Here is a 19,321-nt window from a genome sequence, read left to right as displayed (position 1 = left end):
GGAATTTATTATGGCCACAGTAGCATTTATTGGTTTAGGTAATATGGGCGGCCCGATGGCAGCTAACTTGATTAAAGCGGGAATGACAGTCACCGTTTTTGATCTATTACCTGCGGCGGTTGAAGCGTTAACAGCTCAAGGTGCGTTGAGTGCTAAAACCGCTTGTGGCGCAGCCGCCTCAGCTGATTTTGTCATAACCATGCTGCCTGCAGGTAAACATGTACGTCATTTATATTTGGGTGACGACGATACAAAAGGCCTGTTGGATGTTGTATCAAAAGAAGCTGTGTTAATTGATTGCTCCACCATTGATGCTGAATCTGCACAAGTGGTTGGTAAGCATGCACAAGCGAAAGGCATCGAGTTTATGGATGCACCTGTATCAGGTGGCACAGCTGGCGCAACAGCAGGTACATTGACCTTTATTTGTGGTGGCAGTGATAAGGCGTACCAAAAAGCCCAAACCGTGTTAACTGTCATGGGAGCCAATATTTTTCATGCTGGCGCCACTGGTGCAGGTCAAATCGCTAAAATTTGTAATAATATGCTGTTATCAGTATTAATGGTCGGCACCAGTGAGTCATTACAATTAGGTATTGATAATGGTTTAGACCCTAAAGTGTTATCTGATATCATGAAAGTCAGCAGTGGCGGCAATTGGACCTTAGAGAAATATAATCCCTGTCCTGATGTGATGGAAAATGTGCCTTCTTCAAATGATTATCAAGGCGGCTTTATGGTTGACTTGATGGTGAAAGATTTAGGATTATCACAGCAAACATCAGTGGCATCGAATTCAAGTACACCTATGGGGTCGTTAGCACGCAGCATGTATGTAAACCATGCTCGTCAAGGCAGTGGTCGCCGTGATTTCTCAAGCATATTTGAGCAATTTACACCTGCTGATAAAAAATAGAGAATTTGAATACTGAGGTTTGATTAAGAAACCTCAGGTTAATTTAGCGTATTAAGGATCCAGTTAATGGAAATTAAAGATAAGGTTGTGGTCATTACTGGCGGTGCTGGTGGGTTAGGTTTAGCGATGGCGCAAGACTTTGCGGCCCAAGGTGCTCGTTTGGCGCTTATCGATGTAGACCAAGAAAAATTAGAACGTGCTTGTGCAGATCTTGGCGCTTCAACGGAAGTACAAGGCTATGCACTGGATATTACTGACGAAGAAGATGTGGTTGCTGGCTTTAACTACATTTTGGAAGACTTTGGTCAAGTTAACGTGCTAATTAACAACGCTGGTATTTTACGTGACGGTTTAATGGTTAAAGCGAAAGAAGGCAAGGTCACTGACCGCATGTCTTATGACCAATTCCAATCAGTGATAAATGTTAACTTAACCGGCACATTCCTTTGTGGTCGTGAAGCCGCTGCAGCGATGATCCACTCACAACAAGCGGGTGTGATTATCAATATCTCTAGTATCGCTAAAGCCGGTAACATGGGGCAGTCTAATTATTCTGCATCTAAAGCAGGCGTCGCAGCAATGAGTGTGGGTTGGGCAAAAGAGCTTGCACGTTACAATATTCGCAGTGCAGCAGTAGCGCCAGGTGTGATTGCTACTGAAATGACAGCAGGCATGAAACCAGAAGCGCTAGAGCGTCTAGAAAAAATGGTGCCAGTAGGCCGTTTGGGTGAAGCGCAAGAAGTGGCTGCGACAGTTAAATTTATCGTTGAAAACGATTACGTTAATGGCCGTGTATTTGAAATTGATGGCGGCTTAAGCATGTAATCTGCTGGCGATGATAATGGTGGATTGATGCTAGTGTCAGTTCTCTGTTATTAAATGAAAGCCAACCTGTTAAAGGTTGGCTTTTTTATTGGTGGATTTATTGCTACCATCTTGGCAGCATTAACCAAGATGCATATTTTCGTAAAAGTCGTCACAATAAAACTAATAAAAAGACATGATAAACAGGAATAACAGATGGATAGGCTAGAAAAGGCAATGAGGATGACGATGATGACTGTAGGAATTGCAGGCATCGCAGTGATCTATTTTGGTTTTTTCTATCTGCAATTCAATGACCAACTGGGGATGACTATGCCTTGGTACTTTTTGCTGTCACCTTGGATTTGTGTTTATTTTGGCTTGAACCAACAACAGCAAATCGACACGCTTGCGTGGTTCACGAAAAAGTTTTCCTTCAAAAAGTTCACAGCTAAAAAGTAACCCCCCGTACTTACCGTTCATTGTTGTAAAAATGGCCGAGTGTGTTGGCTATTTTGTCTTTGGTGTTAACAGACACATTAAATTCATCAAATCTCCCTCGAATTTTCCTCTACTTCTGATAAGTTAAGTTGAAAAAATAAGCTGAAATGCTATAGTACGCCGCCTAATTATTGTGACCATGCTTATTGTTTTAAGGGTGGTTTAAAACCAGTGCTATTTACGTACAGCCGCTATACTCGTCAATGAATACTGACTTGTTTAACAAAGCAGCTAATAAAGTCAGCGCTGGTTTTTTGTTTTTGTCATAACTTGAATTTTGGAATCTCATTTTGATTACTACAGCTAACATCACCATGCAGTTTGGTTCAAAGCCACTGTTTGAAAATATCTCAGTTAAATTCGGTGGCGGTAATCGCTACGGTCTTATCGGAGCCAATGGCTGTGGTAAATCCACTTTCATGAAAATCTTAACTGGCGACCTTGAACCGACAAGCGGTAATGTGTCGATTGATCCAGGTGAGCGCATGGGTAAGCTGAATCAAGATCAGTTCGCTTATGAAGCCTTCTCTGTCGTAGACACTGTGATCATGGGTCACAAAGAGCTATGGGAAGTGAAGCAGGAACGTGACCGTATTTATTCTTTATCAGAAATGAGTGAAGAAGACGGTATCAAAGTTTCTGAGCTTGAAATGGAATTTGCTGAAATGGACGGTTACACTGCCGAATCTCGTGCAGGTGACTTACTGATGGGCGTCGGGATTGGTGTAGACCAACACTTCGGTCTGATGAGCGAAATCGCACCAGGTTTCAAGTTACGTGTACTACTTGCACAAGCATTGTTCTCGGACCCAGATGTTTTGTTACTTGATGAACCAACCAACAACTTGGACATCGACACTATTCGTTGGTTACAAGAAATGTTGAACCAGCGTAACAGCACCATGGTTATTATCTCGCACGATAGATATTTCCTAAACTCTGTTTGTACGCACATGGCTGATATCGATTACGCTGAATTACGTGTTTACCCAGGTAACTACGATGAATACATGATGGCTGCGCAGCAGTCTCGTGAGCGTCTGCAGTCTGACAATGCTAAGAAGAAAGCACAAATTGCTGAACTTCAAGGCTTCGTGGCTCGTTTCTCTGCTAACGCGTCTAAAGCAAAGCAAGCAACGTCACGTGCTAAGCAAATCGATAAGATTAAAATTGAAGAAATCAAAGCATCTAGCCGTGTTAACCCATTCATTCGTTTTGAACAAGAAAAGAAATTGTTCCGTAACGCATTAGTGGTTGAGCAACTCGCTAAAGGCTTTGATGAAAAACCATTATTCAGTAACTTCGATATGATGGCTGAAGTAGGCGAGCGTATTGCTATCTTAGGTGAAAACGGTGTGGGTAAAACGACACTATTACGTACCTTAGTACATGACTTGCCTCAAGATGCTGGTACTATCCAATGGTCTGAAAATTCAAACATTGGTTACTATGCTCAGGATCATGAAGCAGATTTTGCTAATGACATGACGTTATTTGATTGGATGAGCCAGTGGCGCAAACCAGAAGATGATGATCAATCTGTTCGTGGTATTTTAGGGCGTATGCTATTCGGTTCTGACGATATTAAAAAATCTGTCAAAGTCCTTTCTGGTGGTGAAAAAGGTCGTATGTACTTTGGTAAGCTGATTATGCAAAAGCCAAATATCCTACTTCTTGATGAACCAACAAACCACATGGATATGGAATCAATTGAATCATTGAACAATGCCTTAGAAATGTATGAAGGTACTTTGTTATTCGTTTCTCACGACCGTGCGTTTGTATCATCACTTGCTACACGTATTTTAGAAGTGACGCCAAACGGCATTAACGATTTCAAAGGAACTTATGATGAGTTCTTAGCAAGCAAAGGTGTTGAAGGATAAGCTTAAAGCTTTTACTTTAATCGCCGATAAGAAACCTGTAAGGCTAGTTATTTAGCTGATACAGGTTTTTTTTTGCACGAACGATACTCAGCAACTTTTTTTGATCTAGAATTAAGTCGCCTTATTTGCATCAAAGCATGCAATTTATCGCAAAATTGCATGGAGCACTTACTCTAAGGGTAAAGATATAATGAAATGGATTACCGATCTTAAAACGCTACATAAACTTCTTTTACTGATTATTCCACCCTTGGTTATTTGCCTCATATATGGTGGCATGTTTGTTCATAATAAATATGAAACCAAATCGGAATTGACCACAGTACTTTCATTAAGCGAGCTGGCCGTAATCAATAGTGCCTTGGTGCATGAATTACAAATTGAGCGTGGTATGAGTGCAGGCTTTATTGGTTCACAAGGTAAATCGTTTGCAAGTTTGCTACCTAATCAGAGAGTTGCAGCCGATAGACAAATCAGCCAGTTTAACAATATTCCTGATATCAATGCTTTCCCAGTACAAATCAGCTCAACCTTGCAGCAAATTCACAATCAGTTACAGCAATTACAATCCATTAGACGTTCTGTCGATAACTTAACCATCTCTGTGGCTGAAGAAGTGAAGTATTACACGGGGTTGAATACGGCTTTATTGTCTGTGGTTGATGAAGCAGCCATGCAAAGCCCTGATAGCGAATTATCTTTAAAGCTTGCATCCTTTGGCGCATTTTTACAGTTAAAAGAGCGTGCAGGCATTGAGCGAGCAGTGTTAAGTACCACCTTTGGACAAGAAGGCTTTAAAGATGGCGTGTATGCGCGCTTTGTTACGTTAATGTCAGAGCAAAATACCTATGCGGAGCGCTTTAATGCCTTAGCGACAGCAGACTGGTTGTCTCGATTTTCACAAGTGGCTCGCTCACGGGAAGTGAGTGAAGTAGAGCAGATGCGTCAAATAGCTTTAGCGCAAGTTGCCAGTGACATCAGTGCGCAAAACCCAGAAGAGTGGTTTAAAACTTCGACTGCGAGAATTAACGTACTCACAGATTTCGAGCACTTTCTTGTGGATGATTTAATTCTATTGACCAAAACACGTTTAAATTCAGCTAACCAACATATGTGGTTATCTTTGCTAACCTTAACCATATCAATTGTATTATTAGGTTGGTTAAGCTTATCTGTATCGAAATACCTTAATCGCAGTCTGAGTCATTTATTCAGTAAGGTCACTCATGCGGGAAATAACTTTGATTTAAGCACCCGGATTGAACATCAATCAGCAGATGAATTTGGGCAACTTTCTGATGCATTTAATGCCATGATGAATGACTTTGAAACCATTATCTTGCAGGTTCGTCAAAGTGCAACGCAGGTGGTCAAGGTCGTAGAAGAAGTAAATGGTCATGCTCATACTATGCAAAAAGATGTTGAAACCGGTTACCTTGAAGCTGAGCAAGTTGCATCAGCAATGACAGAAATGAGCGCGACAGTGACGCAAATTGCAGCCAATGCAGTACAAGCTTCTGACGCTTCTACTTCAGCCAATAAAGAAGCGCATATTGGTAATACAGAAGTGTCAAAAACCACCGTATCAATCAAGCATCTTGCATCAGAAATTAATGAAGCGTCAAATGCCATAGAAACGTTAGATCAAGACGTACATTCTATTGTCACCATTTTGGATGTGATTAGTGCCATTTCAGAGCAAACCAATTTGCTGGCATTAAATGCAGCCATTGAGGCAGCAAGGGCAGGCGAGCAAGGTAGAGGCTTTGCTGTGGTCGCCGATGAAGTCAGAACGCTTGCCCAACGCACTCAGTCTTCAACAGATGATATTAAGCGCATGACCGAGAAATTAAAGTCAGGTGCGCAGTTGGCGGTTAAAACCATGCAACGAGGCATGGTCAGTGCTGAAGAAAGTGTCAATGAAGTAGAGCATGCTGGTAAAGAGTTACAACAGATTGTTGCCGATGTCGATATTATTGACAACATGAATCAGCAAATTGCTTCTGCAACTCATGAGCAAGCTGCAGTCGCGGAAGAAGTGAATCAAAACGCGATGAGGATCAGTGAAATATATAGCCAAACTCAAAGAATTGCAGAATCGCTGAGCCTACTAAATGACAGCTTACTAGAAGATGCCGCAGCAATGTCTGAGCAAGTGCAGAAGTTTACATTGAGCAATCGTTAACCAATGAGAAAAATGAAATAGAAATAATTGATTTTTAATCAGTATTTTTAATCAGTATTTTAAAGCCGACGTGATTTACGTCGGTTTTTTTATGGACAAGAAAAAGTAAACTTATGCGACAAAATGTGAATCTTAATTATACTTTGCTAACATGACGCCTAAATTAGAAACCGATTAACTATTGTCGATACACAATTGTCGATAAACTATTGCCGATAGACAATTGCCGATAGACAATTGCCGATAAATAAAGGACGAGTAATGGATTACCTCAACATCAATAAACAAGCTTGGAATGAACGAGCAATAGTACATTTTGATTCATCTTTTTATGATGTGCCGAGCTTTCTTGCAGGTAATTCTTCATTAACAGAAATTGAAACCGCGGAACTCACCGATGTAGCGGGTAAGTCTTTGCTGCACCTTCAATGCCACTTTGGTTTAGATACTTTGTCATGGGCAAGGCTGGGCGCGAGTGTCACTGGTGTTGATTTATCTGATGAAGCGATTGATAAGGCACGTGAACTTGCGACTCAGTGTAATATCGAGGCTGAGTTCGTTTGTGCTGATGTCTATGAATTTGCAAATAAGCGCTCGAAAAGTTTCGACATTGTGTTCACGTCTTTTGGCGCAATTTGTTGGTTACCTTGTTTAACTAAGTGGGCGCAGGTCATTAGTGACAGCTTGAACCAAGGCGGTACATTTTATATGGCTGAGTTTCATCCAGTTCAGGACGTCCTAGATGGTTACCCATACTTTCATCAAGCTGAGCCTGATGTGGTCGTTGAGGGGAGTTATACACAAGCGGGTAATAATTCAGACCATGAGCAGACTATGGTGACGTGGGCGCATTCATTAAGCGAAGTGATTAATGCGTTAATTCAAGCGGGGATTCGAATTGATGCGGTTAACGAATTTCCATTCAGCCCTTACAATTGCTTTGAAAACCTAATAGAAAAACAGCCTAAACAATTTCAATCCATTGTGAAGGGTCAACCCATTCCGTTGGTTTTTTCCATCAAAGGAACTAAGTGTTAATGCTATTTGAATCACAACAAAAACTGGATGTGACCAATCGTTGGGGCAGCATTTTTATCAAAGTCGCTGCAGGTATCTCAGCAGTCATAGTGTTGATGTATTTAAGTTATTTTTATGCGAGTCCAAGTGTCACGGTTGAAAATCGTTCAGAGTTTGTTATTGAGTCAGCGATTATAAATTTGCCTTTGAGTCGACTTGATTTTGGCGAGATTCATACATCACAAGACAATACCATTTATTATGATTTAGCTCAGCTAGATGGACAATATGAGTACCATTTGCTGCTTGATAGTGGCGACTTACTCGAAGGAACTTGTGGTTATATCACTAATTTTGAAATTAATAAGCGGGTAGTGCTTGTTTTGAATGATATTGGTGAAATTAGCTGTCAATTTTAATCTTCGCTTTATCCTTTAAATCATAATAGCGTGGTGTTTTTGGCTTGTCATTAAATCATAAAGCTAAGCCAATACAATACACTGCATCTTGGCACCTTGATTACAACTTTGACTGAAATGTTTGGCTAATCAAATCTGGTAAAGTTTAAGTGCTAGAGTAAAAACCTTTATTATTACAGTGCAGTGGTTTATTCAACTGCTCGTAGCTTTATCAACTTTATGTATCACTTTGGATACAGCTGTTACTCGTAGGTGAGCGCACGTGTTGAGTGTTAAGTCTTTAACCACGACTGTTATCGGGTTAACCAGATAACACATGGGCCTCATTAGAAATAATTCATATTCAATTATTTTAAGTTTAAATTAATATTCTATCTCTATTATCCTTCCTCCCAGATTTCCGCTGTTTAAATTATCTACAACCTTGTTACAGGAACTGCCTCAGAGTTGATGACATGCGGAGCAATTAATATTGAGAGCAACTTAAAGCTTATTGTTGAGTTGTATAAGGATTACCTGTTCGAATGCTAAGAAATTCCTCCGTTATTCTGTTATCTATTTTCACTCTATACAGTCAGTTTGTAGTGGCTGATGAAGCCATAGAAGTATCGCAAAAATATCAACGCGCATTTCCTATTTGGGCACAAGAAGCGATGGATTTAGGCCATGAATTACCTAAGCCATATGGTCTTACTGTTAACTATATGTCGATGGAACAACCGTTAGTGGTTGATGGTGTCACCTTTTCAGGTCTTGGCGATATTATTGATGACAGAGTGAGTATTAATGGTAGTGAAGCAATGCAAGATTCAGAAACCATTACTTTAAGAGCTGATATGTGGGTACTACCATTTCTAAACCTTTATGGCGTGATTGGCCAAACAAAAGGCAGTAGTGTCGCCAATGTTCAAGTTGAGGTAGAAATGCCATGGCCTTTGCCGCCAATGGTTTCTGACCCATTTGATTTTGAGCTGAATTTTAAAGGTACTACATACGGTGCGGGCGGCACAATCGTGGGTGGCATAGGCAATTGGTTTGCTTTATTAGATGTTAATTACACTAATACTGATCTTGATATTCTTGATGGTGAGATCAGTTCAATTGTTGTTTCACCGCGTGTAGGTTACCGCACCACTGTTTATGGCCATGAAAGCCAGTTCTGGGTCGGTGCTATGTATCAAAATGTTGAGCAAACTTTTAGTGGCTACCTTAAAGATATCGGCATTCCTTTAGGTAATGGTAAATTTGAAGTTACCCAACACCTCGAAGATAAGTGGAATAGCTTGATTGGTGGTCAAATCAACTTAGGTAAGGGGTTTGACTTGTTACTTGAAGGTGGTTTTGGCACACGCACAAGCTTTATGGCTGGCATTGGCTATAGGTTCTAACCATGATGCGACTAATGATTGTTAGTGTATTTATTTTCTTCCTAGGTGGCTGCTCAGCAGTTTCTATGGTGGATAATTATCAGCAAAACCAATTAATGAAAGCGGGTTTTGAGCGGCAACAGTTGTCGCTAGAGAGTCAAGGCGAATTGCACTACTGGCAAGGTGGAGATACGAGTGCTCCCACTGTTATCTTGCTTCATGGTTTTGGCGGTACGGGCTTAACTAGCTGGTATGAGATTATGCAACAGCTTGCGTCTGATTATCACGTTATCGTACCTGATTTACTTTGGTTTGGTGCATCTTTCAGTAACGCTCCAGCAACTATCAGTAGCGAAACCCAAGCTATTCAACACTTGATTGAAGAGCTCGCACTTGAAAGTGTCAATGTGGTGGGTATTTCGTTTGGCGGGTTTATTACGTTTGACCTAATGATCAAAGAACCTACCGTCAATAAAGCTATTATGTTGGCAAGCCCAGGTATTGTGTTTGGCGATGAAGACATGGATGCCATGAGTCAACGTTTTGGACAAAGTGTGCCAGAAGCTGTGTTTGTGCCTGAGAATAAACAAGGTGTAAGACATTTACTTGAGCATACGTTTGTTGATCACCCTTGGTACCCAAGTTTTATCGATGAGCAAATCTATCAAAGCTACTTTGCAGATTTTCATGCACAGAAAAAATCATTGATTACCACTTTACCTGCATATCGAGATCAACTTAACCCTGCAGAATTTAAAGGTAAGCTTCCGCCTTCATTATTAATTTGGGGCGAAAATGACAGTGTGTTCCCACTTGAAAAAGGCATTGAATTTTCTGAGTTTTTAAATGCTCCAATCATAGTTATCCCTGATGCATCCCATGGCCTAAGTAATGATTTTCCTGATTCAATTAGCCAAATGATAAGAGACTTTATTCAATGATGTTTCATTCTCAAAAACGCGTCATCTTATTGAGTGTAGGTTTAATGGTTTCGCTAGTGTCAGCATGCTCAAGTAGCGAATGGCAGGTGAGTGCAACCCCATCTGACTCCGCTGTATCTGCGGCGTTAGATAATCAACCCGATCCTGCACTTTTACGTGATATTGCATTACCTCAACAAGCGGCTATGACTTTACCGACCAGTGTTCGACCATGTTGTGCATTTGGTAATGGTCAGAAGGTAAAACTTGGTGCTATGACCATCCCTTTTTATCGTCATGCCAATACTATCTCATTAGAAGATTTAGGTGCTCATGCTTATGAAGCAGGCAGTTTTAGTCATCAAAAGTCGGCACCTGATGAAGGCCGAAGTGGCGAGAACAACGGTATTATTTATACCAGAAAGGGCGGCTTTATAGATTTAGCTCATGTAAGAGACACTGCAGACAACGCGGTGGCGCTGTTTTACCAAATCCACCCAAACCTTGGTGAAAAGCAATCCATTGCATTGCCATTTGAAATTGGTCCTCGAACGATTGAAATAGATCGTTTTGAAGTAAAGCTTTTAACCGCAACTCAACGTTGGGAGTTGGCAGCGGCAATGGCTGTGCGCCTTGCCTATTCGATGGCTGAAGCTCATGAAATTGCTCAGTACCACGGTTATCGTAGCTTTGGACCGTGGACCGAAGATGTTTCGGCATACTCACCAGAAGATCTTTACTCCAATATGCTAGGTGCAAAAATTGCGCTTGCAGTACTGACCAATAATTTGGCCATGACTCGACAGCAATATAATTATCATATGACGTCATGGATTGCCGCAACATTAGATTGGTTAGAGCCTGTCACTGCAGCAGAAACGGATGCACTTTTTGATGTGATTGATGGCTATTGGTGGGACTCAAATGAACCTATGCCTAACAAATTTATGTTACTTAAACGCCATTACGATCTGGGCGAACATCAATCACCTTATTTAGTGCCAATGGATATGGCGAAAAACAGTGATACTTGGTCCGATGTTGTAAGTGTTTATGAAACACCTAACGTCGCTCACGACTTAAGTTTAGCCAATCACGTCCACGGAATTACTATCGATAATGTCGCTAAGCAATGGTTACATGTAGATGCAAAATTTGAATCGCATTTTGAACATGTACCTGAGTCTTTATGGCGTGATGGTTTTACTCAGCAATCATTTTTAACGTTAACTCGATATAACGAAAAATTGGATGAGACATTATTGAGTGAGCATTTATCTCAACATTCTCACTTACCGTTAGCGATAGAACAAACATCACAAGGTGAGTTGAAATGAGCTTATTTAACGGCATGAGAATCGGCTTTTTCTCGATAGGGTTATTGGCTTGTGCAGCGTCATTTGCTTCAGAAAAAGCGAGTGTTGAGCAAACAACTGAAACGCTAGCTTCTGATGAAGAGTTGAACTGGATGGAAAGCTTTTTACAAAAGCTTGGTGCAGATGGCGAGTTTGACGCTGATAAATTGATTGATTTTAGTTTTCTTCCTGGGCCTTTTTATAATCCCGAAATGGACTTAGGTGTAGGCATTTCAGCCGTAGGTTTATATCAAGTGGATCCTACTGATGAAGTCAGTCAATTATCGTCATTAGTGATTAACGGTTTAGCTTCCATTAATGGCGCGTTAGGTGTTTCACTTGAAAATAAAACCTTCCTAAATGAAGATCAACAGCGTTTTTATCTAACTGCAGAGATGTTTGATATTCCTGATGTGTTCTATGGCGTTGGCTATGATGAAAACCACCAAGACGATAACCGAGTTGATTTTAATGGTCGAACTGTCCGTGTAAACCCAATGTTCTTGAACCGATTATCATCCAACGTTTTTATTGGTGCAGGCTTTGATTTTAATTACGCTAAAGCCAGCAGTATCGATAAGCTAGATTCAGATGTCGAGATCAACCCTTTGCTAGAGACATCACGCAGTGTCGGGGTGAATTTTTTAATCAACTACGATAGTCGAGATAATGTACTTAATCCTGAACAAGGGAGAATTGCCCAAATTGATACGGGGATATATCGCAAAGAATTAGGCAGTAAGACCGACTTTGAAATTGTTAATGCACTCTACAGTACCTATTATCAAGTTGCAGATGATGATGTTTTAGCGTGGCAAATACGTGGCCGTTTTTCTCACGGTGATGTGCCTTGGGATCAGCTGTCAAAAGCGGGTGGCGGAGATTTACTTAGAGGGTATACTTCAGGTCGTTACCGCGACAAGCAAATGTTGTTAGCACAAGTGGAATATCGACAGAACTTATCTGGCCGTCATGGGATGGTTTACTGGGTTGGTGCTGGGGTTATTTCGGAAAAATTCAGTGAGCTGACTTCGGCGAGTGTACTACCCAATACAGGTATAGGCTATAGATTCGAAGTTAAACCACGCGTAAACCTAAGGTTAGATTTAGCCTTTGGCGATGGTGATACTGGCTTTTACTTTAACGTAAATGAAGCCTTTTAATTTCCACTTGGCATTAAGTTAATCAGCCAAATTGAATATGTTACTCTAAAATACCTGTTGAGATAGGTTGCTTAATTAAGTGATTTTATGAGGTGCTCTTGTGAGGTGCTTTTATGAGGAGTTATTGTGAGTAAAGTGGTCATTTTTGGTAATTCAGGCTCGGGTAAATCGACACTAGCAAAACAACTTGCGGCTAACAAAAAGCTGGCACACCTAGATTTAGATACTATTGCTTGGTTGCCAGTTAATCCTCCTCAAAGAATGCCAATAGCGGATTCAAAAACTTTAATTGATGAGTTTTTAAACCTTAATCAATCATGGGTTATTGAAGGCTGTTACAGCGACTTGCTTGAATTAGTCTTTCCACAAACCGATGAGGTTATCTTTCTCAACTTACCCATTTCAGCGTGTATTGAAAATGCTAAAAACCGTCCTTGGGAACCTCATAAATATGCCAGTAAACAAGCTCAAGATGAAAATTTAACTATGCTAATCGGTTGGATTGCTCAGTATGACAGTCGTATTGATACCTTCTCTAAAGTTGCGCATGAAAGACTATTTGAGCAATTTGCAGGCAGTAAAACTATTTTCACTTCGAATCGATAATATCTTTACCATCAACAGCAGTCAGTTAACCTTACTTGCTACCTTAATTAAGATAGATAAGACAGTTAGGGTGATGGGAATTTTCCATTAGCTATTGTAGTATGCCATTGGCTGCCAATACGTATAAGGCGTTAGGCATCAATCCATAAAACAATAACTTATAAATGGACTGTTAATGAATTCTCCACACCCAAGCCCTTCTTCTGCACAATCGAGTGCCACCGCGCGGCAAATGCCTGATACCTTAGTGATCATTTTCTTTGTTGCTCTTGCTGCCGCATTATTAACGTTTGTTGTTCCCATAGGCTCATTTTTAACCCAAGATGCGCATTATGTTATCGATGGAGTTGAGAAAACGCGCAGTGTAATCGACCCAACCTCTTTTCAATATGCCTTGAATGAAGCGGGTGAGCCTAAGCTTGATCCTATTTCACTATTTAAAGGAAATGGCGAAATCGGCTTTTTCAATTTTGCTTTTGAGGGCATGGTTTCTGGCTCTAAGTGGGGCAGCGCGATTGGCGTCATCATGTTTATGTTGGTCATTGGCGGCTCTTTTGGCGTCGTCATGGCCACGGGCACGATTGATAACGGCATATTACGCTTAATAGATAAAACTCAAGGCAATGAAAAGCTGTTTATTCCTGTCATATTCAGTTTGTTCTCGTTGGGTGGTGCGGTATTTGGGATGGGGGAGGAAGCCATAGCCTTTGCCATTATCATTTGTCCGTTAATGATTCGATTAGGTTATGACTCTATTTGTACAGTGATGGTCACTTATGTCGCGACCCAAATCGGTTTTGCCAGTTCTTGGATGAACCCGTTTAGTGTTGCTATTGCCCAAGGTATTGCAGGTGTTCCAGTGCTTTCAGGTGCGGGTGTACGTTCTATTATGTGGCTTGGTTTTACCTTAATAGGTATTGGTTTTACCATGCGCTATGCGAGTAAAATTCAACGTAATCCTAGTGCATCCTTTAGTTATCAAACGGATCAATTCTTTCGCGATAACCAGCAAGGTAATGTGAAAGATAGTCGTTTTAATCTCGGCGATATTTTAGTACTGCTTACCATTGTAGCTACTATTGCTTGGGTTATTTGGGGCGTGATTGCTCATGCTTGGTTTATTCCTGAAATTGCCAGTCAGTTTTTTACCATGGGGATCATTGTTGGCATCATTGGGGTGGTATTTAAGCTTAATGAAATGGACATGAACAAAGTCGCGGTTAGCTTTAAGCAAGGTGCAGGCACCATGTTAGAACCAGCGGTTTTGGTGGGGTGTGCTTCAGGTATTTTATTGTTACTTGGTGGTGCGGGGGCGACAGAGCCGAGCGTATTAAATACCATCTTACACAGCGCCGGTAATGTGATTGGTCAATTACCGACGGCATTATCAGCTTGGTTTATGTTGTTATTCCAATCAGTGTTCAACTTTTTTGTGACTTCAGGTTCAGGACAAGCGGCGTTAACCATGCCACTCATGGCACCTTTGGCTGACATTGTCGGTGTGACTCGCCAAGTGGCGGTATTAGCGTTTCAACTTGGTGATGGTTTTACCAACGTATTAGTACCGACATCAGCTTCATTAATGGCGACATTAGGTGTGTGCCGTGTTGATTGGGGAAATTGGTTTAAGTTTATCTGGCGCTTTATGCTGGGTTTATTTGTTATTTCGAGCATTATCGTGGTGTTAGCGCACTACTTAGGGTTTAGCTAAACGAGTTTGTTAATGGCAAAAGTTATGAGACAAGTTGTGATATTACATTTATTCTAATAAAAAGCGGCATCGAAAGATGCCGCTTTTTTAATTGTCTAATCAGAAGCTAATGTTTGATTAGAACTTCACTTCAGCTTCAACAAACCACTCTTGTCCACGAGCGTTATAAACACCACGAGGGTAGTGAGGCCATGATGTATTGGTTGGGTCAAAGTTAGGGCCAACATCAAATAGGTTAACAACGCCGGCAGTTAACTTCATATTGTCAGAGAAGTTGTACGCACCTGTTAGGTTCCACTTAGTTTGTGAGGCGACTTCTAAATCTTCTTCATTAAAGCCGTCTTCATCAATGAATGAACTGTAAGATGAACCATGCATACGGGCAGTATGATAAGCACCTAATGTGGTTTCAAAATCATTGATAAAATAGCTAAAGATCATATTAGCGCGGTACTGAGGTAAGCCACCATCTTCAATATCATCATCCACATCTGAGGTCGGGTTTAACTGACCTTCAGATAGTAGGATATAAGTACCGTTGAAGTTTACTCTTAGTTCACCCATGTCATTGAAATCCCAGCTATAACCTGCTGTTAAATCAATACCACGTACTTTTTGATATGCTAAGTTCTGTGCCACTGTATTGATGTGGGTAATAGTGCCACTTGCGTCACGGGTGATCATATCTTCATAGGTATCGTATTCTTGTGCGGCAGTAGAAGCGCTAATATCACTTACCATGTCGTCAAGTTTCCATTCCCATAAATCAAAAGAGGCTTCTAAGCTGTCGCCGCCCCAAACCGCACCAATGTTAGCGGTATAACCTGTTTCAGCTTCAAGTTCTTTGTTGGCACCTGTGGTCGTATCAATGTGTAATTCATTACAGATTTCATCAAGAGTTTCATTACCGGTTTTAATACCAGGTTGTCCGCCCATAGCCTGACATTGCTTGTAATCGATGACTGTAGTGAAACCATTTGTTGCATCACCATACACGCGGTGCATGTCTGGTGCACGGAATACACTACTCCAAGAACCACGAACCAATAACTCATCAACTGGACGGTATTCTACCGTTACTTGTGGTGACAAATTACCACCAAAGTCGCTGTAATGATCGTAACGTAGCGCTGCTGCAACAGTTAACTCGTCAAGTACCGGAACACTGATTTCAGCATAAGTTGCCCAGAAGTCACGTTCGCCAGCACCAGATGAACCACCAGTTGTTAATACTGATCCATTTTGGGTTTCAGAATCTGTTTCAGTTTCATAATCCTGTTCAGTATATTCAGCACCAAATGCAAACATGGCATCACCTTCAGGCATTTCAAACGCCATACCAGTGATGTTAGCTTGGATGTTCTTTTGAGTAGATTGAGCGCGTTCAAATGGCGAGTAAGATGCGGCTTCTACGTCAGCATCTGATATGTTTTCAAGTAATGAATTACCATTCTCACCAGCTGTGATGTAATCGAACATACCGCCTACAGTTGCAAAACCACTGCGGTAAACATCGACGTTAGTACGGCCGTAATTTACTGACATATCCCAGTCATACTCATCAACTAATACGCCTTGAAGGCCAGCTGAGAAGAAGTAGTTACTGGTGTTGGTTTCACCGCTTCGGTTACTGAACTCGTGTAAACGACGAGCATAGTAATAATCACCATCAGAAGCGTTGGCAAAGTCACCGCCAAGTCCTGTTGACTTGTTGAATGTCTTGCTCATGCTATCGCCGTAACTGACCGTTAAGTCATCACCTGCAACCTTGATATCGTAGTCATTAATGGCCATCGGTTCAAAGTTTGTTGTTGATTTGGCATTAGCGAAATCAAGACGACCTAAAAAGGTAATATCGTCTGCGATTTCGTAATTAAAATTGGTGGTACTGATAAAGCGGTAGCTTTCAGGCTCTAGATCGCGCCATTCTGAACGATCAAACCCACATGTAGTTCCAGTCCATAGGAATCCACGAGCATCACACTGCTCTGGAGTTAATTGGCGTGCGCCGGTTCCAGTACCTGCAATTCTAGCGCCGTATGAACTATACGCTGAGTAATCACTGTGCGGCACTTTATCGGTATGGAGACCAAAATTCTCACGATCTGTTGCTTTTAACGCTTCGTTATTACTGAATTCGATGAAGGTTGAGACATTGCCTTTATCATTTGAAGAGCCCAGTGATAATGCGATGCGGTCATTCATACCGCCGCCTTCAGTGGTATCACCATGACGGTATTTAAGTGCGACGCCATCAAAATCTTTTTTAAGGATGATGTTAATAACACCACCCACTGCGTCAGCACCATAAATCGCTGAGCCGCCAGATTGTAGTACTTCAATGCGTTCTACAGCTTCCATTGGTAGGTTTGCTGTGTCGACGAAGTTATCAGTACCGCCAGCTGGTTTTGGGTATTGGTTCAAACGCTTACCATCAATAAGCGTCAGAGTACGACTTGCACCAGCATTACGTAAACTGATTGATGAAGCTGCAGGGGTAAAACCATGTACTTCTTGTGTGGTCATCGCACCCGTAGTAGAGGTGAGATTTTGTAGGGCATCTTGAATAGTGGTAAAGCCTTGCTTTGCCATATCATCAGCACTCAACACCGTGACAGGCGTTGCTGTTTCTAGATCGGTTCTTTTAATACGTGAACCGGTAATTTGAATTCGTTCTACATCAGCGCCTTCTTCAGCTGCAAGAACTACTGGCGAACTAATGGCAGCGGTAAAAGCACCGCCTACCAATGCTATTCGAATTGCGTTGGCCAATTTTGTATTAAGCTGCATCTAATCTCTTCCTTATAACTTTTATTTAAACCGCGTTTTTATTTAGTAAATCTCATTGTTAACTTGTGAATTGCGTTAACGATAGTTTGCGGAAAACGGATGTAACCATACTTATTCAACATAAACAACGGACTGGTTACATACGTTAGATGTTAGAGTTGTTACGTTAAAGGTTGTTTTTTGTGATTATTTGATTAACGTGGTTTTGAGTGCTGATATTGATTTTGGGCTTGACGGGGGACTTTGTTGAATAAGCTAACAGGTTTATGTAAATAAACTTGATAGACTTCGTTGAGTTGGTTATCTTTTTGTTGGTTTGTTTGTGGTGCGACTGAGGCAGGTTTAATTTAACCGAACTATTAATTGTTACAGCATGCATCATTTTTACATTGGAAATTTAATGTTGCGCAATTGGATTTGTGAAGTTAATCACTATTTAACATGTGCTGTAATCGCCCTTGAAACGGCTGTTAGCTGGAGTCTTGTTTAAAAATGGTGGGTATTAAATGTTAAAAAAAGCCCTTGAAGGGCTTTTGGATAAGTTAACATGTTAAAGAAAGTTTAGATGGGTTTTATTTTGCATCGCAGTAATGTATGGCCTAATCCAATATTGTCGATATCCTCATCGACGTAAAGCCCAGCTTCATTGATCATTTTGAGCATATCTTTGCTGTGATACATTCGGCTGTAGCCATTAGCAATAGCAGTAAAATATAGCGAGGTTGCATTAACGCAATAAGCACCAGCTTCATAAGGCTGTCTATCCCAATAGGTTTCTAAAATACACAGTTCACTATTGGGCTTCATTGCAGCCACTGTGCGTTTTAATATTGTGATGATTTGCGGTTTAGAAAAACAGTCTAGAAATTGGCTCATCCAGTACAAGTCTGCATGCTGACAAAAAGGTTTAGTTTCATCCAACAAGTCAGTTTCAAATGGCAACACACGATCCGCAACGTTATTATTACGCGCGTTTTCCATTGCGACGGCGAGTTGCCCTGGTAAGTCCATAATGGTGACATTAACTTTGCTGTCAAAACTGGTACAAGCAAATGCCCATTTGCCGGTATTACCGCCAACATCAACGATATGCTCAGGCTTAGATTTAAAAATCATTGGCAGTAAACTGTCAAAAGCATGATCAGAATAATAATGATCAAACTCAAACCAACTCCGCTTGATTTGCTCTGGCAATTGGCTTAATCCAGGGTAAATGGTTTCCCAATCACCCAAGTGTTTCAAACCGGCTGCTTTTCCTTGTTTCAAGGACGCTTCAAGCTCAAACAAACCTTGATAACAGACATCATGAATGAAATTTAAATTTTTAGATGCCATGTCATCATGCAGTAGAAAATGGCCCGTTTTATCTAGGTGATAATGGTCATCTTTACACCAAAATAGTCCCATACTGAGTCCCATATCCAGTAATACGTGGATGGCATATTCTGATAATTCATTACAATCCATAAGTTGTGGTAACGAAATGCCATTTTCACCCGCATCATCAACTTGTTTTAGAATGCCAAACTGGCTAAGACAACGAGCAACTTGAAAGCTGACAGGGGCAAAAGCAATTTTTTGTGCTTCAAATTTTGCCTCAAAAGCGGAGATTTTTTTAGGGGATTGGTAAAAAGACATAAAGTGAGTCAATTTCTTGCATTGTAATTAAGTGTGGCGATGT

The 19,321-nt window shown here is 41.0% G+C and carries 15 protein-coding genes; 13 read left to right on the top strand and 2 right to left on the bottom strand.

Annotated features, from left to right (window positions below; all coding sequences use genetic code 11):
• The first annotated feature begins 10 nt into the window (after positions 1-10).
• From mmsB to yfcC, 13 genes are all read left to right on the top strand, one after another.
• A complete protein-coding gene (gene mmsB, locus LMH66_RS05695; protein ID WP_229368874.1) occupies positions 11-916 on the top strand; it encodes a 3-hydroxyisobutyrate dehydrogenase in 906 nt (301 codons plus the stop codon).
• Between the two features lie 66 nt (positions 917-982).
• Positions 983-1,741, top strand: coding sequence for an SDR family oxidoreductase (locus LMH66_RS05690; RefSeq protein ID WP_102526311.1), 759 nt, complete (start codon positions 983-985; stop codon positions 1,739-1,741).
• Between the two features lie 228 nt (positions 1,742-1,969).
• Positions 1,970-2,182: a hypothetical protein gene (locus tag LMH66_RS05685; RefSeq protein WP_229368873.1), complete on the top strand. Its 213-nt coding sequence runs from the start codon at positions 1,970-1,972 to the stop codon at positions 2,180-2,182.
• Between the two features lie 329 nt (positions 2,183-2,511).
• Positions 2,512-4,107 (top strand): ABC-F family ATPase, encoded by a 1,596-nt coding sequence (locus LMH66_RS05680; RefSeq protein ID WP_229368872.1) that lies wholly within the window; start codon positions 2,512-2,514, stop codon positions 4,105-4,107.
• 190 nt (positions 4,108-4,297) lie between these two features.
• Complete coding sequence (locus LMH66_RS05675; RefSeq protein WP_229368871.1) at positions 4,298-6,292, top strand: methyl-accepting chemotaxis protein; 1,995 nt, start codon at positions 4,298-4,300, stop codon at positions 6,290-6,292.
• 261 nt (positions 6,293-6,553) lie between these two features.
• Positions 6,554-7,330, top strand: a complete 777-nt coding sequence (locus LMH66_RS05670) for a class I SAM-dependent methyltransferase (protein WP_229368870.1) — start codon at positions 6,554-6,556, stop codon at positions 7,328-7,330.
• Entirely contained in the window at positions 7,330-7,728 is a 399-nt protein-coding gene (locus tag LMH66_RS05665) for a hypothetical protein (RefSeq protein WP_229368869.1), read from the top strand. The genes LMH66_RS05670 and LMH66_RS05665 overlap by 1 nt, the downstream gene beginning before the upstream one ends.
• A 524-nt stretch (positions 7,729-8,252) precedes the next feature.
• On the top strand, positions 8,253-9,116 hold the full coding sequence (locus tag LMH66_RS05660; protein ID WP_229368868.1) for a virulence protein: 864 nt from the start codon (positions 8,253-8,255) through the stop codon (positions 9,114-9,116).
• A gap of 2 nt (positions 9,117-9,118) precedes the next feature.
• A complete protein-coding gene (locus LMH66_RS05655; protein ID WP_229368867.1) occupies positions 9,119-10,036 on the top strand; it encodes an alpha/beta fold hydrolase in 918 nt (305 codons plus the stop codon).
• The gene (locus LMH66_RS05650; RefSeq protein WP_229368866.1) at positions 10,033-11,352 is read left to right on the top strand and encodes a DUF4056 domain-containing protein; all 1,320 of its coding nucleotides are present in this window, start codon (positions 10,033-10,035) and stop codon (positions 11,350-11,352) included. The genes LMH66_RS05655 and LMH66_RS05650 overlap by 4 nt, the downstream gene beginning before the upstream one ends.
• Positions 11,349-12,533, top strand: a complete 1,185-nt coding sequence (locus tag LMH66_RS05645; protein ID WP_229368865.1) for a BamA/TamA family outer membrane protein — start codon at positions 11,349-11,351, stop codon at positions 12,531-12,533. Before LMH66_RS05650 ends, LMH66_RS05645 begins: the two co-directional genes overlap by 4 nt.
• 126 nt (positions 12,534-12,659) lie before the next feature.
• Positions 12,660-13,139, top strand: a complete 480-nt coding sequence (locus LMH66_RS05640) for an AAA family ATPase (protein ID WP_229368864.1) — start codon at positions 12,660-12,662, stop codon at positions 13,137-13,139.
• 175 nt (positions 13,140-13,314) lie between these two features.
• A complete protein-coding gene (gene yfcC / locus LMH66_RS05635) occupies positions 13,315-14,850 on the top strand; it encodes a putative basic amino acid antiporter YfcC (protein WP_229368863.1) in 1,536 nt (511 codons plus the stop codon).
• Positions 14,851-14,967: 117 nt separating this feature from the next.
• Here yfcC and LMH66_RS05630 read toward each other — a convergent pair whose 3' ends face one another.
• Together LMH66_RS05630 and LMH66_RS05625 are read right to left on the bottom strand one after the other, a co-directional pair.
• Complete coding sequence (locus tag LMH66_RS05630) at positions 14,968-17,640, bottom strand: TonB-dependent receptor domain-containing protein (RefSeq protein WP_229368862.1); 2,673 nt, start codon at positions 17,638-17,640, stop codon at positions 14,968-14,970.
• Positions 17,641-18,201: 561 nt separating this feature from the next.
• On the bottom strand, positions 18,202-19,278 hold the full coding sequence (locus tag LMH66_RS05625) for a methyltransferase (RefSeq protein WP_229368861.1): 1,077 nt from the start codon (positions 19,276-19,278) through the stop codon (positions 18,202-18,204).
• Positions 19,279-19,321 lie beyond the last annotated feature (43 nt).

Origin of the sequence: Shewanella sp. 10N.7 (genome assembly GCF_020806285.1) — a bacterium.
GTDB classification, from domain to species: domain Bacteria; phylum Pseudomonadota; class Gammaproteobacteria; order Enterobacterales; family Shewanellaceae; genus Shewanella; species Shewanella electrodiphila.
The sequence above is the reverse complement of the archived record's forward strand: the minus strand, read 5'-3'. Positions and strand labels throughout refer to the sequence as shown.